The organism is Paenibacillus sp. RC334 (assembly GCF_030034735.1).
Taxonomy (GTDB): Bacteria; Bacillota; Bacilli; order Paenibacillales; family Paenibacillaceae; genus Paenibacillus; species Paenibacillus terrae_A.
The window spans coordinates 4,748,456-4,772,798 of sequence record NZ_CP125370.1 but is presented as its reverse complement, the minus strand read 5'-3'; the positions used below and the strand labels follow the sequence as shown (position 1 = coordinate 4,772,798).

Sequence of the window (24,343 nt, the reverse complement as noted above, 5' to 3'; positions counted from 1 at the left end):
ATTTTCAAAGTATGCGCCAAAAGTTTCACAATATTCAGAGGGATTTTGGGGAAGGATAAGAGCGCATGTGAAAAGGATGATTTTGCTGACAAAGGATGATGCGCATAATGACGACCAGAATCATGATTGTATATGACAGTGAAAATGGCCATACGGAGCGTCTTGCTCGTTCCATTGCAGAAGGCGCACGCCATGAGCACACAGAAGTGTTGCTGAAGCATGTCGATGAAGCCGATGTGAATGAACTGGTGAACGCGGACGCGATCATTTGGGGATGCCCGGGTCATTTTGGAACGATCAGCAGTGGCTTGAAAAGCTGGATTGATAAGCTCGGGTATCTGTGGGCGCAGGGCAAGCTGGTAGATAAAATCGGAGCGGTGTTCTGCACAACTGCTACTGTTCATGGAGGCTTGGAATCCACACTGCTGAATTTGATTACTCCGATGCTGCATCAAGGCATGATTATCGTAGGGCTGCCCGCCAATATTACGGAAAATGCGCTCTATGGCTCCTATTACGGTGTAGGGGTGACGTGTCCGGTGGAGACAGACCCGAACAGTCCGGCAAATTTCCCAACGGGTGATGATCTTGCACTTGGTCGGTCTTTGGGCCAACGGGTCGCTGAGACGGCGGGACGGTACCGTAACGCTGGCAGAGAATAGGAGGCCGCTCATGACTATTGCTTTTATCGTAGTAGCTGCGGTTGCTTTTATCTTTTTGCTGGTATTCAACACGAAAATGGCGCGTAAACCCTCTCCCAAAAAAGCGGTCAGCCCGTCCGACGAGGATTCACGGCAAAGAAGCAAACGTCCTTACCCGGTGGAAGTGGAGCCCAAGGCGAGGGAGTTGCCGGATCCTGATTCTACGCGAGAGACGCGCCATAAGGCTGCGGACGCGGAGATTCATCATGAGGAGTCTGACGTAGATACCAATACCAGGCCGATGAGAGTTAGCGTACACACCAAAGATTCCTACGGGGATCAGGACTATCGGGCGGCTTTACGCGGATTTGCCGGAAAGGGCGAAGAAAAGGAAGAACCGCATAGAAATAACCATGGAGAACGTGAGACGCACAAAAGCGAGGACGAGCAATATCGTGAAGCGCTGCGTTCTATGAACCGAAAAAAATGAATTACGAACGAGCCATCCCTGAAAAGGCTGCTCTTCTGTCTGGACTACAGGCAGAGGGCAGCCTTTTTGTGATACACGGCTATAGCCATTCGGTTAGACCAATCATCGTAATCAGACCGAGAATAAAAGAGAAGGTTGCGATACGCTGGTTCCCGTCCCCGTGGCTTTCGGGAATCAGCTCCTTGTAGACGATAAACATCATCGCTCCTGCGGCAAAGGCAAGACCGTAAGGAACCAGTCCATTAACCCAACTGCTCAAATAAAATCCAATCAGACTTGTAATAATTTCAACGGCCCCGGTGAGGGTAGCAATGCCCAATGCCTTGAAGCGCCCAATGTTTTGATTCACGAGGAATAGAGCGACGATAAAGCCTTCCGGGGCATTTTGCAGACCGATGGAAAAGGCAATGAGATTACCAAGATTTTGAGTTTCGCTCGCATAGCTGACCCCGACGGAAAGTCCCTCGGGCAAATTATGCAGTGTAATGGCCGCGATGATGAGAAAAGATTTGGACTCCAGATGAAAGGTTTTGGAATCCGGGTTCTCCAGATCGGCATGTGGAATATACATTTCCATCACTAACAGCACAAGACAGCCGAGTAAAATCCCCGCAGACAGCACGAACCAGTTGGAATGATTGATGGCCTCGGGAATGAGGTTGTACACAGATGCAGAAGTCATGATCCCCGCAGCATAAGCCAACAGTACATCACGAAGACGGTGCGTAATTTTACGCATAAACAGTATGGGCACGGCACCGAGCCCGGTGGACAGGGCAGAAATAAGGCTGCCTACAAACATGTCACTCATAATCGGGATAATCCCTCCATACCTTATTAATCTTTAAGGTTCGCTTCATGAAAACTTCATTTGACTGTTTGCAGCTCTTTCCGCATAATGGAATTAGGATTTAGAATCAGTCTAAGTCATAAAAAGATATTAAATATGTGAATCGTTTTTGCAAGATCCGGGTGTCCACATTTTTGAATGAGCGTCTGGCAGAACTACTTTTAGAGTATATGCATTAGCCCATCTCCCGGTACCGAAAATTCGCTATATCATTCTTATCATATTTTAGGAGGAACAAAGATATGTACAAGTCCATTATTATAGGTACCGGCCCTGCCGGTTTGACAGCTGCTATTTATCTGGCACGCGCAAATATGAGTCCACTGGTGATTGAAGGACCGCAACCGGGCGGACAATTGACTACAACAACAGAAGTTGAAAACTTCCCTGGCTTTCCCGAAGGAATCATGGGACCCGATCTGATGGATAATATGCGTAAGCAAGCAGAGCGTTTCGGTGCTGAATTCCGCACAGGCTGGGTGAACAAGGTCGACACAGCCGCTCGTCCGTTCACATTGGATGTGGAGGGCTTGGGCGAATTGGTTACAGATACGCTGATCATTTCCACAGGTGCGACTGCGAAATACCTGGGTATTCCGGGCGAGCAGGATAACATTGGACGTGGCGTGAGCACTTGCGCAACCTGTGACGGATTCTTTTTCCGTGGCAAAGAAATTGTTGTTATCGGTGGTGGAGACTCGGCGTTGGAGGAAGCAAATTTCCTGACACGTTTTGCTTCCAAAGTAACGCTGGTGCATCGTCGTGAAGAAATGCGCGCCTCCAAAATTATGCAGGACCGCGCTCGTGCAAACACTAAAATCGAATGGGCACTGAATCGTACTCCTGTAGAAGTGATTGCTGACGAGAACGGGGTAACTGGCTTGAAAGTATTGAATAATGAAACAGGTAAAGAGGAAATTATTACAGTTAGCGGCGTATTCGTGGCGATCGGTCATCATCCGAATACTGGCTTCCTGGGTGGTCAAATCACAACCGATGCGAACGGTTATATCGTTGTAAATCCTGGTACTTCCGAAACGAACGTACCTGGGGTATTCGCTTGTGGCGACGTACAGGATACACGCTATAGACAAGCGATTACAGCAGCAGGCAGCGGCTGCATGGCCGCTATGGATAGCGAGAAGTATATCGAAAGCCTAGAGCACAGCGCGCTGGCCCTGTAATATTTCGTACAAGTATGAATATATATATAATTTCTAAAAAATAATTTATGAGGTGATATTCATGGAAAAAGCGATTGTATACACATCCACAAACTGCCCGCATTGCCGTCAAGTGAAAAGCTATTTGACTGAGAAGGGTGTAGAGTACGAAGAACGCAACATCGAAACCAATGATGCTTTCGCTCAAGAAGTTTGGGACATGGGCATTCGTGCCGTTCCATTGACCCTGATCGGAGAAGAACGTATTTCCGGCATGAACAAAACCAAGTTTGAAAAAGTGTTGAACGCTTAATCCAACTTCATAACAGACGACGGTTCTGTGATCGTCGTATGGTTTTAAAAAAGGCCTTCGCTGCAGTTACGTACTGCGATGGGGGCCTGTTTTTACAAAAATATTCGTGAAAATACAGTCTTAGGCTGTGATCAGTTGGTTTGATTTTTTGTGAGAAATTGCTTTTAATATAACTAAGTAGTGAGTATCCATTACTTCAAATACGCTGATGCAGGCACTCGCGTGTACCCGCTTGGGGGCACCTCATGGATGGAAAATTAGTTCCATTCCTATCCCGCAGGGAGATGATCTCTGTCGTGCCGTTTTAACTTTAAACATTAACATGGATCGGCCTTGATATCTTATCAGGGCGGTTTTTTTATGCTGTCCATACAAGATTTGCTTACTCTGGAAGCGTTGCCAACCGAGGAGCAATTAATTTGTAAAAGGGATGCTTCGTAGTACTCACGAAGCATCCCTTTTACAAATCCTGAATTCTGAAATCTTATCCTTGGGCATTGAAGGATGAGATTAGAATACCTTTCCGATCAACTAATCCTAATTCGTAGGCTTTCTCGATAGTCGTAAATCTTTGATTAGAAAACACATTAAATCCATTTTTCTGCTGATAGATACGATTATTTGCTTCTTCATCAGTTGATATACGACGAGCATTACTGTGGTTCACTTCCTGATCCTTCTGTATCGCATCCATGAACTGTTGAAAACTCATGGATTTGGATTGGGGAGTGTTTGGAATGTGGCATACTTGATTTTGAATACGGTTTACAAGCGTCAGTTTAGTGTAAGCCGCAAATTCAGATGTAAATTGCCCGTTGATTTTTGCGCTAATTGCCAAGAATAAGCCCTCCTTGTTAATGTTCTCATTCTTGTTATCGGCAAAAATGTTGTAAACATTTACCTTTTTCTGTTTTTATTTTTCAACGGTGATAGCAATATTATCAGTGAAGGTTCTATTAGGAGGATAGTAATCTTGGGCGGTTGCAAAAAGAAGTCCTGAAGTTACGTCGCTAAGATCAAAAGCGCGATAGTAGATCGTGCCAATTACATTATTTCCCGAATCTGTTATATAGTCATTGGGCAGGGCTTGTGTGGTAGGAATGATAGTACCATCTTGTACAATGTTTGGTTTTGGAGGAGATCCCCAAATCGTTCCTCTGACCTGAACAGCTATCACGCCTTCTGTTCCAGATAGATGAGCATTGCTCCACTCATAGTTGTATCCATCAGAGGTAATTCCGACGATTTCGAGGCTTGTCAGTGGTGGGGTAGGTGCCGCGGAAGCAACAGTAGGAAGCAGGAAAAGAACAAACGCCAACATTAATGAAACGCTTAATCCATAAAGCTTCTTCATTTGTATTCCACCTTTTTGGATATTTATAGTTTGAAATAATGGCAGAACTGTAGCAACTAATAAAGTCACTTCCTTTTATATGAATTTCTGCCTATCATTCGAGACTATCAAATGGAATAAAAAAAGATTTGTAATAATATTTTGTAAAACAATTGTACTTCAATAAGCAGTAATTAGAATTTGGGAAAATTATTCATAATATGAATTTTTATAAAAATAAATAAGCGAAGTATTGTTCCCAAAAAATAAGTCGCAGAGTGAGGGGGGAAAACTAATATAATTACTTAGAGTCTTTTTATTATATTTGACTAATTGAATAATATGCATAAAGGTTGATACGTAGAGCTGGTTCTCATTACAAAGATACCCTTACACGCCCGAGAAAAGGAGCAGTCGCCGCGTAGGCTGCACCCAGCATGGTCGAACGGCTGCCAAGCGTGGAAAAACGGATTTGCAGCTGCCGTCGGTGATAGGGCAAGGCACGTTCATCAATCACCTCACGCATACTCTGTTCCAGCCATGTTCTGGCTTCCGCCAGTGGACCGCCGATGATAAGCATTCCGGGGTTGAGGCTGTTCACAATGTTGGTAATGCCCACGCCCAAATATCGCCCGATATCACGAAAGACGCTTAACGTATTCGTGTCACCTTGCAGGGCAAACGGCAGTAATTCCGCTGTACTGTGTGCGGGCAGCTTGAAAGTGGATGCCGCATACGCCTTCTCCGAAGCATATAGTTCCCAGCAGCCCCGGCTACCGCAGGAGCAGAGCCGCCCGTTCCAATCAATGGACATATGACCCGTCTCTCCGGCGTACCCCCAGGCTCCTTGATACGGCTTGCCGTCAATGATAATCCCGGCCCCAATCCCGGACCCTGCACTGATGTAGACCAGATCCCGCACCAGTTGCCGATGCTCACCGTCCATACCATAGTACAGCTCGCCCTGTGCGCCGACGTTGGCCTCGTTATCCACCACCACGGGAAGGCCAAGCTCTTCCTCAAGCTGATGCCGCAACGGAACCTCTTCCCAGCCCAGATTGGGCGCGAACAAAACAGTTCCCGATTCATCCACCATACCCGGCACCCCTAGCCCAATACCGACGATACCGTGAGGGGATTGAGGGGCTGTCTGCATCAGTCCCTGAACCAGCTTTTGAATCTGCTCCATAACAAAAGCAGGATCATGCTGCGCAAGGGGGAAGGTAAGCTCTGTTTCAATGGTTCCTGCCAAATCGGTCAGAGCACCCTTGATATACTGCACGCTGACCTCGATGCCGAGAACAAAGCCCGCACGACTGTTAAACAGCAGCATTAAAGGCTTGCGACCGCCACTGGATTCACCTAATCCCGTTTCATATACAAGCCCGTCGGTGATCAACTCCGCCACCAGGTTGGAGACGGTAGCCTTATTTAACCCGGTTTGACTGGATAATTGTGCTCGGGATAGGGGGGCATGGAGGCGAATACGCTCCAGCACAATGGATTTATTCAGCTTTTTGACAAGCGCCTGATCGCCAGTGACATTCATGATTTTTTCACTTCCTGTTGGTGTAATTCCCAATAGTATATCATAAAAACAAACTTAGTTTAAGCAATAGACAAAGTCTTTTGGCTGTGCTAGAATCTTTTTTGTAAACGTTTACTATAAAGATTGCTATAACGGTTACCACAAAGGAGGAACTTATTAATGGCTTATTTCGAGCAGGTATCTAAAATTAATTTTGAGGGCAAGCAATCCAATAATCCTTTTGCGTTCAAATTTTATAATCCTCAGGAAATTGTGGCTGGGAAAACAATGGAAGAGCATTTGCGTTTTAGCATGGCCTATTGGCATACACTTGTTGCAGGTGGCTCCGATCCATTTGGGGTAGAGACGGCGGAGCGTCCGTGGTCCAAGTTTACCGGGCTGGATTTGGCGAAGGCCCGTGTGGAAGCTGCTTTTGAACTGCTGGATAAGCTGAACCTGCCTTATTTTGCTTTCCATGATGTTGATATTGCTCCGGAAGGCGCGTCGCTCAAGGAATTTTACAGCAACCTGGATACCATCGTGGATTTGATCGAAGATCATATGAAGGCAACGGGTAAAAAGCTGCTGTGGAACACGGCGAATATGTTCAGTCATCCTCGTTATTTGCACGGAGCGGCAACGACCAGCAATGCAGATGTATACGCTCACGCTGCAGCCCAGATTAAAAAAGGGTTGGAAGTGGGCAAACGTCTGGGCGCGGACAACTATGTGTTCTGGGGAGGCCGTGAAGGCTACGATACGCTGCTGAATACAGATTTGAAGCTGGAGCAGGACAATTTGGGACGGATGTTCCATCTGGCCGTAGACTATGCGCGGGAGATCGGCTTTGATGCCCAGTTCCTGATCGAGCCGAAGCCGAAGGAGCCAACCAAGCACCAGTATGATTTTGATGCGGCAACGACGATTGCTTTCCTGCAAAAATATGATCTGGATCAGCATTTCAAGCTCAATCTGGAGGCTAACCATGCAACTTTGGCGGGTCATACTTTTGATCATGAAGTGCGTGTAGCACGGATTAACGGCATGCTGGGGTCACTGGATGCAAATCAGGGAGATTTGCTGCTGGGCTGGGATACGGACGAATTCCCGGTTGATCTGTATGATGCAACCCTGACCATGTATGAAGTGCTGCAAAATGACGGCTTGGGTCGCGGCGGTATCAACTTTGATGCCAAGGTGCGCAGAGCATCGTTTGAGCCAGAAGACTTGTTCCTCGCACACATCGCAGGTATGGATACGTATGCGAAAGGCCTGAAGGTAGCTGCCAAACTGATCGAGGACCGCGTGTTCGAGGACTTTATCGACAAGCGCTATAGCAGCTTTAAAGAAGGTATTGGAGCAGACATCGTATCCGGTAAAGCAACGCTTGCTTCTTTGGCTGAATATGCACTGGCGAACGAAGCACCACGCAAAAACGTATCCGGTCGTCAGGAGTATCTGAAAGCGACATTAAATCAATACATTTTAGCGGATTAATGCCAGAACCTATACATGAGACAGCGTCTATATGGTAACAGGAAAGGAGGAATTTCGATGCAGGAAAAGCAGAAACAGGAGCAAGAGCGCTACGTCATCGGCGTGGACTTGGGTACCAGCGCGGTCAAAACGGTGCTGGTCAACCGCAAGGGACAGGTGGCTTTTGAAACCTCCCAGTCTTATCCACTCCATCAACCGAAGGCAGGGTATAGCGAGCAGCATCCCGAGGATTGGGTCAGCGGTACGTTAACAGCACTGAAGCAGCTCGTGGAAAAGGCTGGAATCGGCGAGGCAGATGCTGTGGACGGCATTAGCTTTTCGGGACAGATGCACGGGCTTGTGCTGACCGACAAGGACGGCCAAGTGCTTCGTCCAGCCATCCTGTGGAACGATACACGTACAACGGCGCAGTGCCGCCGCATTGAAGAACAGCTCGGACCGGATCTGCTAAGTATCGCGCGTAACCGGGCGCTGGAAGGCTTTACGCTGCCCAAGCTGCTGTGGGTGCAGGAGCATGAGCCGGACGTGCTGGCTGGTGCAGCCCATTTTATGCTGCCGAAGGATTATGTGCGGTATCGCCTGACGGGAGAACTGGCAACGGAGTATTCGGATGCGGCGGGCACGCTGCTGCTGGATGTGTCCAAAAAGCAGTGGAGCCAAGAGATTGCTGCTGCTTTCGAACTGCCGTTGACTCTGTTCCCACCGTTGGTGGAATCGTTCGATCAGACAGGCACGCTGCTGCCGGAGATTGCGGAGCAGACCGGACTTTCGCCTGCAACGAAGGTGTATGCAGGTGGCGCGGACAACGCATGTGGTGCGATTGGCGCTGGTATTTTGAGCGAAGGCCGCACCTTGTGCAGCATTGGCACCTCAGGCGTTGTGCTTTCCTATGAGGAGCGCAAGGATATTGATGTGCAGGGTCGGGCGCATTTTTTTAATCATAGTGAGCAGGATGCTTATTATATTATGGGCGTTACGCTCGCGGCCGGGTACAGCCTGACGTGGTTTAAGGATACCTTTGCACCGGAGCATTCCTTTGATGCACTGTTGGAAGGTGTGGACTCGATTGAGCCGGGTAGCCGCGGGCTGCTGTTTACGCCTTATATTGTCGGCGAACGTACCCCTCATCCTGATGCAACCATTCGAGGCAGCTTTATCGGGATGGATGCGGGGCATAAGCTCGCACATTTTACACGGGCGGTGCTGGAGGGAATTACATTCTCGCTCAAGGAATCCATTGATATTCTCAGAGGAACGGGCAAAGCGGTGAATGAGATCATTTCCATCGGCGGCGGTGCGCGTAATGAAGCGTGGCTGCAAATGCAGGCAGATATTTTTAACGCGGATATCATCAAGCTGGAAAGCGAGCAAGGGCCTGCCTTGGGGGCGGCGATGCTGGCCGCTTACGGAAGCGGCTGGTTTGAATCGTTGCAAGCGTGCGCGGAATCTTTTCTCCGTGAAGCAGCCAGATACTCGCCAGACCCGGAACGTGTGGTTCAATATGAAGGCCTGTATGAGCTGTATCGTGAAGTCTACCTGCACACGCGGGAGCTAAATGAACGGTTGGCGGAATACCGCTAAATATTGTGAGTTTGAGAGTAAAGGAAAAGCGTCTTCGGGTCAGGATAAACCCGCAGACGCTTTTTTCATGGGGATGCTAAGCTTGGATTAGATATTTCTGTTGATGTTCGCTTGGTCTTCCTTCACAGCACTCGTGGCACAGCCCGGACATGATTTGCTCGATGAGCATCCGGCACAAGCACCTTGACGGCTTTTTCGCAAAAAGCGTACGAACACCCACGCGCTATAACCGAGAATCACCAGTAAAATGATGATATTGATCATGGAATCCACTTCCTTCTATTTTCATAGGGCTCTAACTTAACCCCAACCTAATAATCTGCCACACTGATAGATCACAACGGCAATAATATATGCAACGGTCAAAGGATAGATCACGGAAAATCCGGTCCAGCGCCACGAAAGGGTTTCTTTACGAATGACCGCTACCGTAGCCAGGCATGGTACATACAACAGAATGAACACCATGAAGCTAAAAGAGGCTAATGGCGTAAAGGCATGCCTTACTTGCATTTCTAGTCCCTGCATGTCCGGAACGTGGTAAATGATATTCATCGTCGATACCACAACCTCCTTGGCCATAAAGCCTGTGAGCAGGGATGCGCCTGCTTGCCAGGTACCGAAGCCGAGAGGGGCCAGTATGGGGGCGAACCATCCTCCAACAGTGGCAAGCAGGCTATCATTCATGTCTGCACCGAACCCTTGTGGACCGAAATTGGACAAGAGCCAGATGCCAACGGAGCCTGCAAGAATGATCGTTCCGGCTTTCCGGACGAAGCCCTTGACCTTCTCCCATGTGCTTCGAAATAGTGTAAGAGCCTGCGGCACTCGATAGGGAGGGAGTTCCACGATGAAGAGGGAAGGCTCACCCGATAAAATGGATACTTTGGAAAAGATTTTGGCAAGTATAAGCGATACGGTGATTCCTAACACATACATCAGCATGATGATGCTTGCCGCGTGTGTTGGAAAAAATACACCCGCAAACAATGCATATACCGGCAGGCGGGCCGAACATGACATAAAGGGCACCAGCAACGTTGTAATGAGGCGTTCTCTGGGCTGTTCAATGGTGCGTGCCGCCATAATCGCAGGAACATTGCAGCCAAAGCCGATGATGAAGGGAATGAAGCTTTTCCCGTTCAAGCCGACAGCTTGCATGAGACGGTCCATTAATATCGTGACCCGTGCCATATACCCGGAGTCTTCAATCAGCGAAATAATAAGGAACAAAATAGCGATCTGAGGCAGAAAAACGAGCACGCCCCCGACTCCCGCCACGATGCCGTCCACGACTAGACTTTGCGTAAAAGCGGACGCGTTCAAGTGAACGAGCAATTCAGAAATCCAACTGCTTAGTGTCCCTGAAAAAAATCCGTCCAGCATATCTGAAAGAACAGTACCCGCCCAATCGAAGGTGAACTTGAAGGTAGCGTACATCAGCAGCAAAAAGATCGGAATCCCCAGATACCGATGGGTTAGCAGTGCGTCCAGCTTGTCTGTCAGACTGTGCGGCTTGAGTTTGGACGTGTCGAGCGCCTTTGTACACAGATCAGCGATCCACGATGTACGTACAGAACGGATATGCTGAGCGGGAGTAGCCGAATAGCCTTCACGGAGAAGTTCTTTCTCGCAACGCTGGATGCGATCCGTTACTTTTTCACGCTGTACCTCATTCGTCATCCATTCCATAACGACAGGATTGTTTTCCAGACACTGTAGAGCTGCCCACCGAGGGTTTGGCACAGATGTATTCGTCAGCAAGCTGCAAATATCTGCTATAGCGGCTTCGACGGCAGGGCCGTAATCCAACTGGAAGGAATTTGGCGAACGTCGTACCTCTCGAAGTGATGCGAGCATTTGCTTACTGCCACTGCCCGTGCGTGCCACCATGGGAATGATGGGAACGTTCAATTGATCAGCCAGCAATTCCTTGTTCACTAGAAGGCCCGTGGCATCGGCTACGTCGGTCATATTTAAGCCAAGTACGAGCGGACGGCCATATTCCAGCAGTTGTACAGTCAGGTACAGATTACGCTGGAGCTGGGAGGCATCCACGATGTTAATCAAAGCCGCAGGCGGTTCTTCCAGCAAATAACGGGTAGCGATACCTTCATCCAGCGAAAGTGGAAGCAAGGAATAGGCACCTGGCAAATCCACCAAAACGGCAGACTTGTCGCGCAGCAGACCTGTTTTCTTTTCCACCGTAACCCCGGACCAGTTCCCTACCTCTGCATACGTACGAGTCAGCTTGTTGAATAATGAGGTTTTCCCCGTGTTGGGATTACCGAATAGAGCGATCATGTCCATGAAGGAACGACCTCCAGTTGTTTTACCTGATTTTGACGGAGGCCGACCAGTTGACCGTTGCATTCAATAACAATAGGGCCGCCCAACAGACTGATTTTTTTTAACCGTATAATGGAGCCTTCGTCAATGCCCATGTCCGTTAAGCGTCGACGCAATGAGGGGTGAAGAGAGGCAAGAGATTGCAGCCGCACGGGTTGACCCGGTGGAGTACGAAGGAGCGAGATACATTCTGGCATGGTGCTCAGCCTTTCTAATGTAGAATGAGAATCAATATCAATGATTTCCGATGCCAGTACCTTATCATAAGGAGTGCCAAGCTGCTGTGATAAAACTCTCTGTGAACGGTATGGCCTGTCTGTTGCCTATTCAATCGGGGAGATAAGCGTAGTGTCAAAACCTGTCTTTATCCAGATTCTCGCCCGCCTGTAACCGACAAAACTAGAGCGCTTGGGTTAGCTGTTTTTATGGTAAGATAGAGCTGTTTACAATTATGCTAAGAAGGGCAGGAACGCTCTGTATGAACAGAAAAATCGGGGTTAGGCTTATAAAATGCCTGGTGGCAGGTGCAGCGCTGGCTGTGTTGCTGCCGCATGCTGTGGAGTGGGGGAACAATGTATATGCTGCGTCGGTCAAGCCGGCTCCGTCCGTATCGTCACAGCAGCTTCAAAATAAGCTTTTACAGGCAATGGCTACGCGGAGTGAAACGCTGACCTTTACATATCAAGGGCGGGTGAACGGTCTTAAGCAGCAGTTACAGACAGCCATCAAACAGGCGATGGAGAGCGACCCGTATGTGAATTATACGATCAAAAGCTACGCATTCAGCTATACAGGCACAACCACGTCCGCTGAGGTTACGATCCGTCTGAGTTACCGGGAGACGAAGGAGCAGACCGCATATGTAGATAGCACGGTTAAAGCTGTGCTGGGGGACATCATTACGAAGGGGATGACGGATCATGAGAAGGTGAAGGCCATTCATGACTGGATCGTGGTTCGTTTGAAATATGATGAAACGCAGCAAAAGTACACGGCATACGATGGCCTGAAAACCGGAAGCACGGTGTGTCAGGGCTATTCCTTGCTGGCCTACAAAATGCTGGAACGCTCTGGGATTACCAACCGGATTGTAGAGGGAAGAGCAGGAGGCCAGCTGCATGCATGGAATCTTGTTTTGCTGGATGGACATTGGTATCACATGGATACGACATGGGATGATCCGACCCCGGATCGTGGCAACGAGGTAAGCACTTCGTATTATCAATTGACTGATTCGGAAATGCGCAGGGATCACTCCTGGGTTAAACAGTATCCTCAGGCGAACACATCGTATCGACAGACATTGTCGGGGTTGATAGCTGCGGGAGGACCCAAGGCTGCTGTGTATCAAAAGCTGTACAATAACCTGGAATATCCGCTGCAAGACGGCAAGGGTCTGGTTAAATCATCCTCCGAAATCAAGGAGCAGGTTCGCAAAGAGATTAATAAGGGAGGGGCCACGCTTACCTTTGGCTATCAGGGGACAGAGCGAAGTCTCAAAGAAGATTTACAATCGTTGTATCAGCTCGGGTTAAAAACCATCTCCTATCAGATCACGGATTTAGGCAGCACCGGAAATCTCCGTGTAACTCTGAAATGGACCTGATCATTTTGCTGCAATAGAAAAAGCTACATTCATAAGGGAGTATTTTATTCATATGCATAAGCGTTCTTTTACTTATCTGCTCGGCACGCAGACGATGTCGAATGCGGCCGATATTCTTTATATCATGGCGCTGGTTTCTCTGGTGTTTCATGAAACGGATTCGATCTTTTCCTCGGTTCTCGTTCCGTTGTTGCGAATGGGCGCACAGATGATTAGCGGCTTTTTAGCACCGCTGATATTGGCCCGATTCCAGCTTCCATTTATTCTGTTCGTTTCCCAATTTGGCCAACTGGCTTTCTTCGCTCTCCTGTTGGGGCATTTGTGGTCAGCGGGCACAAACCCGGTATGGGTGCTTGTGTTTACACTGGTAGCAGCGATGTCCTTTCTGGACGGTTGGACCACACCTGCACGTAATGCGCTGATTCCGCGCCTTGCGTCCGGGGAAGGGTTGATGCGTGCGAACAGTCTCGTATCGGTCAGCGATCAGACAGTGCAATTGGCCGGATGGGGGCTTAGCGGTGTGCTCGTCGCCGTGATGGGCTCGGAAAAAACACTGCTGGTCGCTTGCGGGCTGTATACGGTGGCCCTGATCTTTACCAGCTTGATCCGTGATCCGCTAGAGGGCAAAGCCCATTATTTACTGCAACCCGGAACTCGGGTGCGAAGCGGAGACGTTTTGGCTTCAACATCGCCCGCACAGTTGGAAGATACACTGTATGGCCCGGAGTCGGAGAGCCCGGCGTTACCTCCCAAGCGCAAAAAGGAAATATTGCGCGAAGGGTGGAGTCTTATCGGAGCCAGCCGAAGGCTCAAAGCTCTTATTTTTATGGATATGATCGACCTGCTGGGTGGTTCGGTTTGGGTAGGAGCATTCACGCTTGCCTTCGCTCAGCAGGTGTTGCACAAAAGCGAGGCATGGTGGGGATACATTAATGCGGCGTATTTTGCAGGCGCGATTGGCGGCGGGATCATTGTTCTCGCTAGTGTCAAGTATTTACAGCGCAGACTGCTGCCCGCGATGCTGGTGGGGATGGCTTGCTATGGACTGTTAACGGCTTGGTATGCGCTTAACACATTACCGCCGCTGACGCTGCTGATCGTACTGTTGATGGGATTGCCTGCGGAAATGTCCGTCGTATCCCGCCGTACGATGATGCAAATGAGTGTATCTGTGCACGATTTACCCAAGGTGCTATCCGCACAGGCTACGCTGACGAGCATGACGTTTTGCATCTCGCTATTGCTGATGGGCTGGATTGCAGATCATCTGGGCATCGTTAATTTGTACTTGTTTTCTGCACTGCTGACGCTGATTGCTGTGATTTATGGCATCTTTAGCCGTCGTGCCTTGTCTATGTCTTTGACAGCTCCGATTGCTTCTTCTTCCGAATAACAGAAAAAAAGCCCATCTCCACATATCAGGGAGAAGATGCTGATGAACCTGATCTGATCCATAGGACCGTTCATCCGCATTTCCACCTGTATATGCCCGGAGACGGGCTTTTTTACTATTGTTTATTTACCGGAAGACGCATCCGGGTCCAAATCACACTCGTTTAGTGGAACGATTTTGGTACGCTTGATCCATTTGTAGCCGAGCCACAGAAGAAGGAATAGCGGCACACTCATGTACGTAGCGATCATCGTTTTCCAGTCAATGGCTTGCCCGGTAAAGGCATCGGCACCTTGCCCGATAATCACGATGATACATAGTGCGAAGGCAAATAAGGGACCAAACGGGAACCAGCGGGCTTTGTACGGAAGCTCACTCAGACTGCGACCCTGTGCTGTAAAGGCACGGCGGAAACGATAATGGCTGACCGCAATACCGACCCATGTAATAAATCCGCACATCCCGGAAGCATTTAGCAGCCAGTTGTACACCACACCGTCCCCATACAGGGAGGCGAGGAAGGCCAGCATACCGACAGCGGTCGTGATCAGCAGTGCATTCATGGGAATGCCGCGCCGATTGATATGTCCGAGGAAACGGGGGGCTTTGCCTTCCCGTGCCAAAGCGTACAATACACGTGTTGCCGCGTACATCCCGGAATTACCTGCCGACAATACGGAAGTCAAAATAACGGCGTTCATAACGGAGGCGGCAATCGCAAGCCCCGCTTTTTCAAATACCAGTGTGAACGGGCTGACCCCGATGTCACTGATATCTCCCCGCAGCAAATTCGGATTGGTGTACGGAATAATCAATCCAATGACGAGAATCGCCAGAATATAAAAGAACAGGATGCGCCAAAAGATTTGACGGATGGCGCGAGGCACATTTTCACGCGGGTTTTCGCTCTCTCCGGCGGCTACCCCGATCAGCTCGGTTCCCTGAAAGGAAAAGCCTGCGGCCATGAATACGCCCAATACGGCGAAAAATCCGCCGTGGAACGGGGCATCGCCCACAGTGAAGTTAGCGAAGCCAATGGCTGGACCTCCCATAATGCCGAAGATCATCAGCACACCCACGGCGAGAAAGATAACCACGGCCACAATTTTAATCATGGCGAACCAGTATTCGGATTCACCGTAGCCTTTGACTGTCAGCGCGTTCAACGCGAAGATCACGGCCAGAAATAACAAACTCCACCAAGCGGAGTGACTTTCGGGAAACCAGTATTTGATCAGCACGGTCGCCGCTGCCAACTCTGCGGCAATCGTCACGGCCCAGTTGTACCAGAAGTTCCAGCCCATGGCGAAACCAAAAGCCGGATCGACGAAGCGGCCTGCATAGGTATTAAAAGAGCCGGATTCAGGCATAAACGTAGCCAGCTCACCGAGGCTGGTCATCAGGAAGTAAACCATGAGGCCGACCGCTGCATAAGCCAGCAGGGCACCTCCGGGTCCGGCTTCTGCAACCGCGCCTCCACTGGCAAGGAACAGGCCTGTTCCGATGGAGCCCCCAAGGGCGATCATCGTCATATGTCGGGCTTTGAGACTTTTCCGCAAGGTTGCGGCAGGTGTTGCTTTGTGTTGCACGTTCAAACACTCCTTCATGAAATAGTATTTCATGTCAGGGCAAGAGCCTGAAGGAGGGGGATTACAAACGTCAAAAGACCGCAGGGAATACGCCTGCGGTCTTGTCTATGCATTCCGCACCATACCTTCTTCTATAACAAGATAGCTCAACACACGTGTCTGTGTCAGGACATCGCGTGACAGTTCTGCTCCTTTCGGTCAGCAGCCCCAGCATTCGGAGTATTACAAAGAGTCGGCTCCGCATACTTCGGCGGGTGTACCTTTCCACAGGAATCACAGACGGCTCTTGGCGTCTCCTCCGGTGTACTGATTACATCCGCGACCTCTACCTCATCATAAAACAGGGTTGATGAGGTGTATGACATGATATGTTATTGTATAGCAAACTAAAGTATATCGTACCTGTACATCTTCTGACAATCGACAATTTTTTGAAGGTCCAGTCGTAAAATCATAAATCAAGAGTTACGCTTGGCCATCTGCTGCCAAACCGTACCTGCGGCTTGCTCGCCTGACTCAATGCGCTCCAGCGCCATTTTGGCCTGTAGACTGACCTCGAATTCGGGGTCATCTACAGCCTTCTCCAGCGCGTCACGCGCGTCCTCGGTGCCGACCTCGTACAAAAAGCGGGCAGCCCGCCAGCGAACCAGCTTGCTGTTATCTGACAAGGCTCCGATCATAGCTTCGGTAGCCGCCGGGTCGCCGATATCCGACAGCGTATCGCCCGCCGTACGGCGTACGGCCGCTGAAGGATCGCGTAGCGCCTCGAACAGCAGCTCCATCGCCTCCGGTGTGCGCAGATCGCCCAGATAGACGACCCCCAGCCGCCGTAGCTGCATTTTGTCGTCATGCAGCGCTTGGCGGATGAGCGGCAAATGCTCAGGCGTCGGCTCCAACCGATCCAGCGCGGCGTAGCGGGTACGCCAATCCTCGTGCGCCAGGGCCTGCTCCAGCTCAGCATCGCTCCATTCGCGACGTTCCTCCACGAATTCGCTGTTGTCCGCGCCGTGGGCAATCGCCTGCTGGATAATCTGCTCCAGCCGCTCCTGCGGGAAGGCCGCCTCCAGCTCCTGCTCCACCTCGCGTGCGATATCCGGCAGATCTCCGTAGCGGACGCCGTAATCGCTCAGCTTGCGCTCCTTGATCAGCGTCGCGCTGGCTACCCGGGTTACAGCCTGCACGAAACGGTCGGACAAGGAAATCCGTTCCTCCTGCTGGCCCGCCTTGACCCGGATTTGCATCGGAATGCCCCGGAAAAATTGCACAAATACCTGTGCCTCACCAAACGCTTCCCCTGAGGTTTCCTCCGGCAAGTCCCAATTGGCGTCTGCGCCTTCCTCGCCTAGCTGGTCCCGAACCTGACCCAGAATGGTAGACCAATCTGCGTTCCCTTTGCGGTCAAGGGCTACAAAATCCGTCGTATGAAACACGCTTTTGACTCCTTCAATGCCTAGCATACGCCGGATAAATGGGGGAGCGGAGCGTTCATTATCCCGTGTATATGTTCTGCGAATGCCCGCTTCCAGCCGCTCATCCAGATGCAGCATCATGGTGTTCGGACTGGGAGTTGGCTCGATAGATGTTATTTTCATAGCTCGGTATAGCCTCCTATTCAAAAGTTCTCCATATATAGCTTATCTGTATTGTACCTCATTCTATGAACGTCTCCAAAGAGGGAGTTCGTCATTTTGATGAAAATACAATGATAAATCTCACACTAATGAGGCTAAAAAGTAGCTGCCCAGAACGATTCGAATGCACATGGCAATATTCAAAATGGAATCCTGCTAAATTTATAACGGCAGCATGGTTAAAAATAACAAAATTTAGCTAGACTAAGATGTGTTCTCCCCATGCTCCAAACGACGAGTAAAGGAGGCGTTCCTATGTTCCGCAAGCAGGAAAGGACGCTCATTATTGTGTGTATTGTGATAGCGGCTATTATGCTGTACGCAGTCATTAAAAGTATAGCCCGCCTGACTCCCTAGATCTTAATCCAAAGGAATAATATACACGTGCTTTCTATTTAAAATGTGAAATGAAGGAGTGAGTACCATTTGTCTTCACTGGACCCCGTATTGCTAAGCCGGATGTTGACCGGAATTACCCTGTTTGTTCATATTGTATTTGCATCCATTGGCGTTGGCGTGCCTTTGATGATTGCGCTCGCGGAATGGCGCGGGCTGCGAACTGGTGATCCGCACTATACGCTGCTGGCCCGACGGTGGGCGCGGGGGTTTGTCATCACCGTTGCCGTAGGTGTCGTCACAGGTACTTCCATTGGACTGCAACTCAGCTTGCTTTGGCCTACCTTTATGCGGGTGGCTGGACAAGCGATTGCGCTGCCCCTGTTTTTGGAGACGTTTGCTTTTTTCATTGAAGCCATTTTTCTGGGTATCTACTTGTACACCTGGGATCGGTTTAAAAGCAAATATTTTCACCTGATGCTGCTCATTCCGGTAGCGATTGCCTCATCTGCATCAGCGGTTTTTATTACAACTGTGAACTCGTTCATGAACCAGCCTCAAGGCTTTACACTTAAAAATGGAGTCATGACAGATATTCATCCCATCCAGGCCATGCTGAATCCGGCCACGCCCACCAAAGTTTCTCATGTGCTGGCTTCTTCGTATACGTTGAGCGCCGGGCTGCTGATGGGACTGGCTGCCTATAGTATGTTGCGGGGGCGTAACCACCCGTATTTTAAAAAAGCGCTGAAGCTGACCGCCACCTGCACCATTGTATTTGCCATCAGCACCGTGATGATCGGAGACGCTTCCGGTAAATTCCTGGCTAAATATCAGCCGGAAAAGCTGGCTGCCGCCGAATGGCATTTTGATACAATGACGCACGCTCCTTTCGTATATGGCGGCTATATGGACAAGAACGGAGATATCAAGTATGCCCTGAAAGTGCCTTATGCGCTTAGTGTTTTAGCCGGGAACCTGCCCAGTACGGAGGTCAAGGGACTGAATGATTATCCTGTGGATCAGCGTCCGCCGCTGTCTATCCACTATATGTTCGATCTCAAAATCACGACTGGAGTGCTGATTCTCGTCATTCCGCTGTTGTATCTGATTCGCAAACGTTTGCCAGGACGCAAACCATACCCCAAATGGCTGCTGCTGGCACTCATTCTGGTGGGGCCGATGGCTATGGTAGCCATTGAGCTGGGCTGGATGTTCGCGGAGGTTGGCAGGCAGCCGTGGATTTTGCGCGGCTATATGAAGGTGTCCGAAGCAGCGACCACCTCCACCAGTGTGGGATGGATGCTCGTGATGTTTATCATTTTGTATCTCGTGTTGTGCTTCTCGGCCATTAAGGTTCTCAGCAAGCTGTTCCGAAATAAAGATGCAGTGGAAGAGCTGAAGCAGTTGGGTCTGGAAGGGGCTGAAGGGAAGTGAGCTATGAAATTGTCGGTATCGCCATTTTGTGGACCTTCCTGTTCGGTTATTTGATTGTGGCATCTATTGATTTTGGCGCAGGCTTTTTCAGCTTTTACAGTGTGCTGACAGGTCACCAGAACAAAATCCACAACATTATTCAACGGTATTTATCACCGGTGTGGGAGGTAACGAACGTATTCCTCATTTTTTTCGTGGTGGGACTGAATGGTTTCTTCCCGGATGCGGCTTATTACTATGGCACAGCGCTGCTCGTTCCCGGCAGTATTGCAATTGTGCTTCTCGCGATTCGCGGGGTGTATTATGCGTACAATACGTATGGACATTCCGGTACAAATAATATCGTCTACATGGCATTGTACGGCGCGACAGGGCTGCTGATTCCGGCGGCGCTGTCGACGGTTCTCGCCATTTCGGAAGGCGGCATTATTGTGGAAAACAGCACAGGTGTTCATCTGCGCTGGGGTGAGTTATTAAGTAATTCCTATACGTGGGCGGTTATTTTCCTGGCGCTGGTGAGTGTGCTGTATATCTCGGCGATGTTTCTGTCCTATTATGCCAAAAGGGCAGGAGACAAGGTTGCTTTTGAAATCGTGCGTGGATATGCGCTGCTCTGGAGCGGCCCAACGATTGTGGCGAGTCTGCTCGCATTTTTTCAGATTAACAAACAAAATCCGGACCACTTTGCCAATATGCTGAACATGGCATGGATGTTTGTCGCCTCCTTCGTCTGCTTTGTCGGAGCTGTCTATCTGGTATGGCGGCGGCGTCATCTCGGAACCTCCTTTATTCTGGTCATGCTGCAATTTGCATTTGCCTGGTATGGCTATGGCCGCTCGCATTTGCCGTATGTTTTGTATCCCTACATTAATGTGCATCACAGCTTTACGAACTCCGCCATGGCGTATGCATTGATTACGGCGTTTAGTGCGGGGCTGCTGGTGCTGATTCCGTCACTGATCCTGATCTTGAGACTGTTCCTGTTCGATGCGGATTATGTGCGAGGACAAGCGGGGAAGAAAGGGTGAGTACAAATGGCCGCTTTCGAGCATTTTACGATCATGTATGAGTCGCCTATTATTATTGTGGTGGCGATTGTGTTTCTGTTTATGTACTCGGCACGCTTTAAAAATCCACAGGACTGACAGCAGCATCTGAGATGGCCCTTCCTGATTGATGGGGGAGGGTCCATTTTTGCATGTAAAAGGCGGATTGAATTATACTTTACATACACCAGCATGTTGCATCATTTGATGTTCACACTCGCGTGTAATATATAAATGAATTGAACCGTTTCGGTTTCTTTGGAGAACGGGTCCATCAGGGGAGGAGTTACATCATGCCCAAAGTTCGTTTTAACAACATGGATCATGTCAACACGGATAAAACACTCAAGCAATTCAGACAATGGCGGCAGGAGCGCCGCAGCAAAACGAAGGATTATACGTTCGTTGTTCCGAACCATCCCCCGGAGCTGGAGTTTTTGCACAGTAACCGGGAAACGACGACGGCGACCTGGGTGGGGCATTCTACCTTTTTCATCCAGTATCTTGGACTGAACATCGTTTCGGATCCGGTGTGGGCTGAGCGTATGGCTTTCGACAAAAGACTGGCTCCGCCCGGCATCCGCATTCAGGATGTACCGCCGTTGGACATCATTCTGCTGTCTCATTCGCATTATGATCATTTGCATATGGAATCGTTGCGCAAATTGTATCGTGCAGATACGCTGATGCTTGTACCTTCGGGGTTAAAGTCGAAAATGGTCCGCAAAGGCTTCCGTAACTGCCATGAGCTGAAATGGTGGGATCATTTTACGATAGGCGGGGTGCGCTTCACATTTGTTCCGGCCCAGCATTGGACGCGGCGTACGCCGTTTGATACGAATACTTCGCATTGGGGTGGATATGTGCTGCAAAGTGAGCAGCAGGTGATTGGCTCTGCCACGTCCGTCACAGAAACGGATTCTAATTCAGATACAGCAGTTGCACCGACGTTGTATTTTGTGGGAGATACCGGATATTTTCGTGGCTTTAAGGAGGTTGGCGAGCGCTTTGACATTGACCTGACCTTTATGCCGATTGGTGCATATGAGCCGGAATGGTTCATGACTTCGCAGCATGTGACACCGGAGGAGGCGTTGCAGGGGTTCGTGGATTGCGGCGCGGATCAGATGATCCCGATGCATTACGGAGCCTTTAAGCTGGCGGATGATACGCCGAAAGAGGCGCTGGATCGTCTTGAAGCGGAGCGTGAACGCTTGGGCATCGCCAAGGAGCGCATTCATATACTGGGACACGGTGAGACGCTGAAAATTCAAAGCCGCTGTTCAACTACAATCTGAGGATCTCACATAAAAAGCGACTCTGCGGACAATGGTCTGCGGAGTCGCTTTTTATGATTGCTTTTGAATGAGTGAAAAGGTGCAGGCAGACAAGTCTGTCGCTGTGTTACAGGATTAAACCGCTTCGGTATCGTTCACCAGAAAGGAATCGGAATCGGTGTTGGTAATGGGATGCCGCACGATTTTGACTTCATAAAACGTAATTTTATTTTCTAAAATATAGTCCGGAATTTGGCGGTGGCTGTGTGATTCACGGAAAGCTTCGCTTTTGGTCCAGCCTTGGAAGTTCTCTTTTTCCTTCCAACGTGTGCTAATCGTTACTTCCTCATAATCTTTTGTGTTTTCAGTGAGCAGTACTTCCAGACCGAGGAAGCCTTCCATTTTCTCCACTTTGCCTTCTTTGTTAAAGCGTTCGATGAGCAGGTGGGCATTGCCCGGGGTGATTTTAGATGTGTTTGTAACAATAATCATATTAAATTCCTCCTGAATGATGTGGTATGGTCGGTATAATGACCGGATAGCCATCCTCAAATTTGATAGTAGCGTTCATTTCATAAATGTCGCGAAGAAAAGCAGACGTCAAAATCTGACGGGGTTCGCCAGCCATGGCAATTCGTCCCCTTTTAAGCGCAATCATATGATGACAATAGGCCGCAGCTTGCTGTAAATCATGCAGTACCATAACAATCGTTAAGCCGGACTCGTGATTGATACGCCTCAGCATATCCATAACCTCAAATTGATGGGCGATATCCAGAAAAGTGGTAGGTTCATCGAGCAAAAGAATGCCCGTTTGTTGGGCCAAAGCCATTGCAATTCGCGCTTTTTGTTGTTCACCTCCCGATAGAGTATGGAACATCCGATCCGCATAGGGCTTCATGCCTGTGATTTCCATGACATGGTCCACAATATGCTGATCCTGTCCGGTATGCCGTGTCCTCAAGCCTTTGGCATGAGGGGATCTTCCGTAAGCGACCAGCTCACGAACTGTTAATAAAGGCAGCATATCCTTCATTTGCGGCAGCATGGTAATCGTCTGGGCAAAATCACGCCGCTTGTACTCCTGCACGGGCTTGCCCAGTACGGAAACCTGCCCCTGATCCTGCTTGAGCAGCCGGGTAATGATCCGTAAAAGCGTGGATTTGCCCGAACCGTTGGGCCCGACAATCGCGGTGAGCTGTCCGGCGGGCAAGGTGATATTTACATCGTCCAGCTTGAAATACCCGCGCTGCAAGGAGATATGCTCACCCTGAATGGCTGTCATCCGAAATTCCCCCGTTTCTTGAGCAGGATTAAAAAGAACGGCGCTCCGATGACGGCTAGCAAAATACCTACAGGCAGTTCAATCGGATCAAACCAGGACCGTGCCACCGTATCCGCCAGTACGACCAGTGTCCCGCCGCCCAGAATGGAAAGGGGAAGGAGGAAGCGATAATCCTCCCCGATCAGCAGGCGGATAACATGAGGAACGACCAGTCCTACAAAACCGATCAGCCCCGCTACGCTGACCGCCGTACCGGCGAGCAGGGCAGAGAGCAAAATAATGAGCAGCCGCTGAAGCTCTACACGCTGTCCGAGCAGTTGCGCTGAATCGTCGCCCAGTAGCAGCAAATTGGCAGGCTTGATCGCAAACAGGGAGGCGATTAAGCCAATGATGGCGTAAGGCGCCATGAACTCCAGATGATGCCAGCTTCGTCCGTTCAATCCGCCGGATAGCCAAGGGAGAACCGCTTGCACGCGGTCGCTGTACATGACCATCACGCCGTTCATGACCGCGCCCAGCAGTGCGTTGATCGCAACACCCGCTAATACGATTTTGACGGGAGAGGCTCCCCGATCCCAAGCCAGCAGGTAAATTGCAACGGCAGTCAGGAAGGCTCCCAAAAAGGCAGTTACCGGAAGAAGGTAGCTAAGCTGTGGAAGCATGACCATCGTGATGACCGCAGCGAGTCCGCCACCAGCCGATACACCAATAATGCCGGGATCAGCCAGTGGATTTTTCATGACTCCCTGAAGAAGTGCTCCCGCAGCTGCCAGACAGGCTCCTACGAGCAGACCCACTAATACTCTGGGCAGCCGGAGATCCATTAGGATCGTGCGATAGGTGGAGTCATCATTATGTAGCAAAACCTGATTGATTTCTCGTAGTGGAATCGACACCGATCCGTAAGCCAGGCCGTACACGGATACAGCTAACAGCAAGATCGGAAGCGTAATCCAGGCGATGGTGCGTCTTCTGGCGCGTTGTAGTTTGTTCATCGC

Annotated in this window: 24 protein-coding genes and 1 riboswitch; of the genes, 12 read left to right on the top strand and 12 right to left on the bottom strand. The window is 49.8% G+C overall.

The genetic code is table 11. The features are described from left to right. Positions 1 to 107: 107 nt before the first annotated feature. Positions 108 to 662 (top strand): NAD(P)H-dependent oxidoreductase, encoded by a 555-nt coding sequence (locus QMK20_RS22070; protein ID WP_283653323.1) that lies wholly within the window; start codon positions 108 to 110, stop codon positions 660 to 662. A gap of 10 nt (positions 663 to 672) precedes the next feature. Continuing rightward, the gene (locus QMK20_RS22065; RefSeq protein ID WP_283653322.1) at positions 673 to 1,131 is read left to right on the top strand and encodes a hypothetical protein; all 459 of its coding nucleotides are present in this window, start codon (positions 673 to 675) and stop codon (positions 1,129 to 1,131) included. Between the two features lie 79 nt (positions 1,132 to 1,210). Here the strand turns inward: QMK20_RS22065 and QMK20_RS22060 are convergent, their stop codons facing one another. Next, the gene (locus QMK20_RS22060) at positions 1,211 to 1,942 is read right to left on the bottom strand and encodes a ZIP family metal transporter (protein ID WP_044644496.1); all 732 of its coding nucleotides are present in this window, start codon (positions 1,940 to 1,942) and stop codon (positions 1,211 to 1,213) included. A gap of 281 nt (positions 1,943 to 2,223) precedes the next feature. Between QMK20_RS22060 and trxB the strand changes: the two genes are divergently transcribed. Continuing rightward, positions 2,224 to 3,165, top strand: a complete 942-nt coding sequence (gene trxB / locus QMK20_RS22055) for a thioredoxin-disulfide reductase (protein WP_192511426.1) — start codon at positions 2,224 to 2,226, stop codon at positions 3,163 to 3,165. A gap of 61 nt (positions 3,166 to 3,226) precedes the next feature. Beyond that, on the top strand, positions 3,227 to 3,457 hold the full coding sequence (locus tag QMK20_RS22050; RefSeq protein WP_014278134.1) for a glutaredoxin family protein: 231 nt from the start codon (positions 3,227 to 3,229) through the stop codon (positions 3,455 to 3,457). Between the two features lie 484 nt (positions 3,458 to 3,941). Here the strand turns inward: QMK20_RS22050 and QMK20_RS22045 are convergent, their stop codons facing one another. The 3 genes from QMK20_RS22045 to QMK20_RS22035 form a co-directional block, all read right to left on the bottom strand. After that, a complete protein-coding gene (locus QMK20_RS22045; RefSeq protein ID WP_283653321.1) occupies positions 3,942 to 4,295 on the bottom strand; it encodes a hypothetical protein in 354 nt (117 codons plus the stop codon). A 75-nt stretch (positions 4,296 to 4,370) separates the two neighbouring features. Further along, entirely contained in the window at positions 4,371 to 4,811 is a 441-nt protein-coding gene (locus tag QMK20_RS22040; protein ID WP_283653320.1) for a DUF4879 domain-containing protein, read from the bottom strand. A 355-nt stretch (positions 4,812 to 5,166) separates the two neighbouring features. Beyond that, positions 5,167 to 6,339 carry an ROK family transcriptional regulator gene (locus QMK20_RS22035; RefSeq protein WP_283653319.1) on the bottom strand — a complete coding sequence of 391 codons (1,173 nt, stop codon included), beginning with the start codon at positions 6,337 to 6,339 and terminating at the stop codon, positions 5,167 to 5,169. A gap of 159 nt (positions 6,340 to 6,498) precedes the next feature. Between QMK20_RS22035 and xylA the strand changes: the two genes are divergently transcribed. Together xylA and xylB are read left to right on the top strand one after the other, a co-directional pair. Next, positions 6,499 to 7,815 carry a xylose isomerase gene (xylA, locus tag QMK20_RS22030; protein WP_283653318.1) on the top strand — a complete coding sequence of 439 codons (1,317 nt, stop codon included), beginning with the start codon at positions 6,499 to 6,501 and terminating at the stop codon, positions 7,813 to 7,815. A 57-nt stretch (positions 7,816 to 7,872) separates the two neighbouring features. Beyond that, the gene (xylB, locus tag QMK20_RS22025; protein ID WP_283653317.1) at positions 7,873 to 9,396 is read left to right on the top strand and encodes a xylulokinase; all 1,524 of its coding nucleotides are present in this window, start codon (positions 7,873 to 7,875) and stop codon (positions 9,394 to 9,396) included. Positions 9,397 to 9,483: 87 nt separating this feature from the next. Here xylB and QMK20_RS22020 read toward each other — a convergent pair whose 3' ends face one another. Genes QMK20_RS22020 through QMK20_RS22010 form a run of 3 tightly spaced genes read right to left on the bottom strand, consistent with a single transcriptional unit; the run spans position 9,484 to position 11,942 of the window. Then, on the bottom strand, positions 9,484 to 9,660 hold the full coding sequence (locus QMK20_RS22020) for a FeoB-associated Cys-rich membrane protein (protein WP_082067089.1): 177 nt from the start codon (positions 9,658 to 9,660) through the stop codon (positions 9,484 to 9,486). Between the two features lie 36 nt (positions 9,661 to 9,696). Next, positions 9,697 to 11,706 (bottom strand): ferrous iron transport protein B, encoded by a 2,010-nt coding sequence (feoB, locus tag QMK20_RS22015; RefSeq protein ID WP_283653316.1) that lies wholly within the window; start codon positions 11,704 to 11,706, stop codon positions 9,697 to 9,699. Then, on the bottom strand, positions 11,697 to 11,942 hold the full coding sequence (locus QMK20_RS22010) for a FeoA family protein (protein WP_044644606.1): 246 nt from the start codon (positions 11,940 to 11,942) through the stop codon (positions 11,697 to 11,699). Before QMK20_RS22010 ends, feoB begins: the two co-directional genes overlap by 10 nt. A 281-nt stretch (positions 11,943 to 12,223) precedes the next feature. Between QMK20_RS22010 and QMK20_RS22005 the strand changes: the two genes are divergently transcribed. Next, positions 12,224 to 13,351 (top strand): transglutaminase domain-containing protein, encoded by a 1,128-nt coding sequence (locus tag QMK20_RS22005; protein WP_283653315.1) that lies wholly within the window; start codon positions 12,224 to 12,226, stop codon positions 13,349 to 13,351. A gap of 52 nt (positions 13,352 to 13,403) precedes the next feature. Continuing rightward, positions 13,404 to 14,744, top strand: coding sequence for an MFS transporter (locus tag QMK20_RS22000; RefSeq protein ID WP_283653314.1), 1,341 nt, complete (start codon positions 13,404 to 13,406; stop codon positions 14,742 to 14,744). Between the two features lie 122 nt (positions 14,745 to 14,866). Here the strand turns inward: QMK20_RS22000 and QMK20_RS21995 are convergent, their stop codons facing one another. Together QMK20_RS21995 and QMK20_RS21990 are read right to left on the bottom strand one after the other, a co-directional pair. Then, positions 14,867 to 16,333: an amino acid permease gene (locus tag QMK20_RS21995; protein WP_283653313.1), complete on the bottom strand. Its 1,467-nt coding sequence runs from the start codon at positions 16,331 to 16,333 to the stop codon at positions 14,867 to 14,869. A gap of 134 nt (positions 16,334 to 16,467) precedes the next feature. Next, a riboswitch (Lysine riboswitch) is annotated at positions 16,468 to 16,669 on the bottom strand. Between the two features lie 122 nt (positions 16,670 to 16,791). Then, positions 16,792 to 17,925, bottom strand: a complete 1,134-nt coding sequence (locus tag QMK20_RS21990) for a virulence factor (RefSeq protein ID WP_283653312.1) — start codon at positions 17,923 to 17,925, stop codon at positions 16,792 to 16,794. Positions 17,926 to 18,390: 465 nt separating this feature from the next. On the opposite strand from QMK20_RS21990, the gene QMK20_RS21985 reads away from it, so the two are divergent. The 4 genes from QMK20_RS21985 to QMK20_RS21975 all read left to right on the top strand — a co-directional run bounded on the left by QMK20_RS21985 (position 18,391) and on the right by QMK20_RS21975 (position 22,081). Then, complete coding sequence (locus QMK20_RS21985; RefSeq protein WP_283653311.1) at positions 18,391 to 19,737, top strand: cytochrome ubiquinol oxidase subunit I; 1,347 nt, start codon at positions 18,391 to 18,393, stop codon at positions 19,735 to 19,737. Next, a complete protein-coding gene (locus QMK20_RS21980; protein ID WP_283653310.1) occupies positions 19,734 to 20,765 on the top strand; it encodes a cytochrome d ubiquinol oxidase subunit II in 1,032 nt (343 codons plus the stop codon). The genes QMK20_RS21985 and QMK20_RS21980 overlap by 4 nt, the downstream gene beginning before the upstream one ends. Before the next feature lie 6 nt (positions 20,766 to 20,771). Continuing rightward, entirely contained in the window at positions 20,772 to 20,882 is a 111-nt protein-coding gene (gene cydS / locus QMK20_RS27755) for a cytochrome bd oxidase small subunit CydS family protein (RefSeq protein WP_404520786.1), read from the top strand. A 194-nt stretch (positions 20,883 to 21,076) separates the two neighbouring features. Then, positions 21,077 to 22,081: an MBL fold metallo-hydrolase gene (locus tag QMK20_RS21975; protein ID WP_283653309.1), complete on the top strand. Its 1,005-nt coding sequence runs from the start codon at positions 21,077 to 21,079 to the stop codon at positions 22,079 to 22,081. Positions 22,082 to 22,195: 114 nt separating this feature from the next. Here the strand turns inward: QMK20_RS21975 and isdG are convergent, their stop codons facing one another. Genes isdG through QMK20_RS21960 form a run of 3 tightly spaced genes read right to left on the bottom strand, consistent with a single transcriptional unit; the run spans position 22,196 to position 24,340 of the window. Continuing rightward, positions 22,196 to 22,552, bottom strand: a complete 357-nt coding sequence (gene isdG, locus QMK20_RS21970) for a heme oxygenase (RefSeq protein ID WP_283653308.1) — start codon at positions 22,550 to 22,552, stop codon at positions 22,196 to 22,198. A gap of 1 nt (position 22,553) precedes the next feature. Further along, complete coding sequence (locus tag QMK20_RS21965) at positions 22,554 to 23,345, bottom strand: ABC transporter ATP-binding protein (protein ID WP_134912656.1); 792 nt, start codon at positions 23,343 to 23,345, stop codon at positions 22,554 to 22,556. Then, on the bottom strand, positions 23,342 to 24,340 hold the full coding sequence (locus QMK20_RS21960; protein ID WP_283653307.1) for a FecCD family ABC transporter permease: 999 nt from the start codon (positions 24,338 to 24,340) through the stop codon (positions 23,342 to 23,344). Before QMK20_RS21960 ends, QMK20_RS21965 begins: the two co-directional genes overlap by 4 nt. Between the last annotated feature and the right edge of the window lie 3 nt (positions 24,341 to 24,343).

Bases quoted from the DNA above. Each gene is read 5' to 3' on its own strand.
- QMK20_RS22000 (WP_283653314.1), top strand. From the start codon at position 13,404: ATGCATAAGCGTTCTTTTACTTATCTGCTCGGCACGCAGACGATGTCG.
- QMK20_RS22035 (WP_283653319.1), bottom strand. From the start codon at position 6,339: ATGAATGTCACTGGCGATCAGGCGCTTGTCAAAAAGCTGAATAAATCC.
- QMK20_RS22010 (WP_044644606.1), bottom strand. From the start codon at position 11,942: ATGCCAGAATGTATCTCGCTCCTTCGTACTCCACCGGGTCAACCCGTG.
- QMK20_RS22005 (WP_283653315.1), top strand. From the start codon at position 12,224: ATGAACAGAAAAATCGGGGTTAGGCTTATAAAATGCCTGGTGGCAGGT.
- QMK20_RS22050 (WP_014278134.1), top strand. From the start codon at position 3,227: ATGGAAAAAGCGATTGTATACACATCCACAAACTGCCCGCATTGCCGT.
- QMK20_RS22065 (WP_283653322.1), top strand. From the start codon at position 673: ATGACTATTGCTTTTATCGTAGTAGCTGCGGTTGCTTTTATCTTTTTG.
- isdG (WP_283653308.1), bottom strand. From the start codon at position 22,552: ATGATTATTGTTACAAACACATCTAAAATCACCCCGGGCAATGCCCAC.
- QMK20_RS22060 (WP_044644496.1), bottom strand. From the start codon at position 1,942: ATGAGTGACATGTTTGTAGGCAGCCTTATTTCTGCCCTGTCCACCGGG.
- trxB (WP_192511426.1), top strand. From the start codon at position 2,224: ATGTACAAGTCCATTATTATAGGTACCGGCCCTGCCGGTTTGACAGCT.
- QMK20_RS21990 (WP_283653312.1), bottom strand. From the start codon at position 17,925: ATGAAAATAACATCTATCGAGCCAACTCCCAGTCCGAACACCATGATG.
- QMK20_RS22020 (WP_082067089.1), bottom strand. From the start codon at position 9,660: ATGATCAATATCATCATTTTACTGGTGATTCTCGGTTATAGCGCGTGG.
- QMK20_RS22070 (WP_283653323.1), top strand. From the start codon at position 108: ATGACGACCAGAATCATGATTGTATATGACAGTGAAAATGGCCATACG.
- feoB (WP_283653316.1), bottom strand. From the start codon at position 11,706: ATGGACATGATCGCTCTATTCGGTAATCCCAACACGGGGAAAACCTCA.
- QMK20_RS21975 (WP_283653309.1), top strand. From the start codon at position 21,077: ATGCCCAAAGTTCGTTTTAACAACATGGATCATGTCAACACGGATAAA.
- cydS (WP_404520786.1), top strand. From the start codon at position 20,772: ATGGCCGCTTTCGAGCATTTTACGATCATGTATGAGTCGCCTATTATT.
- xylB (WP_283653317.1), top strand. From the start codon at position 7,873: ATGCAGGAAAAGCAGAAACAGGAGCAAGAGCGCTACGTCATCGGCGTG.
- QMK20_RS21960 (WP_283653307.1), bottom strand. From the start codon at position 24,340: ATGAACAAACTACAACGCGCCAGAAGACGCACCATCGCCTGGATTACG.
- xylA (WP_283653318.1), top strand. From the start codon at position 6,499: ATGGCTTATTTCGAGCAGGTATCTAAAATTAATTTTGAGGGCAAGCAA.
- QMK20_RS21965 (WP_134912656.1), bottom strand. From the start codon at position 23,345: ATGACAGCCATTCAGGGTGAGCATATCTCCTTGCAGCGCGGGTATTTC.
- QMK20_RS22040 (WP_283653320.1), bottom strand. From the start codon at position 4,811: ATGAAGAAGCTTTATGGATTAAGCGTTTCATTAATGTTGGCGTTTGTT.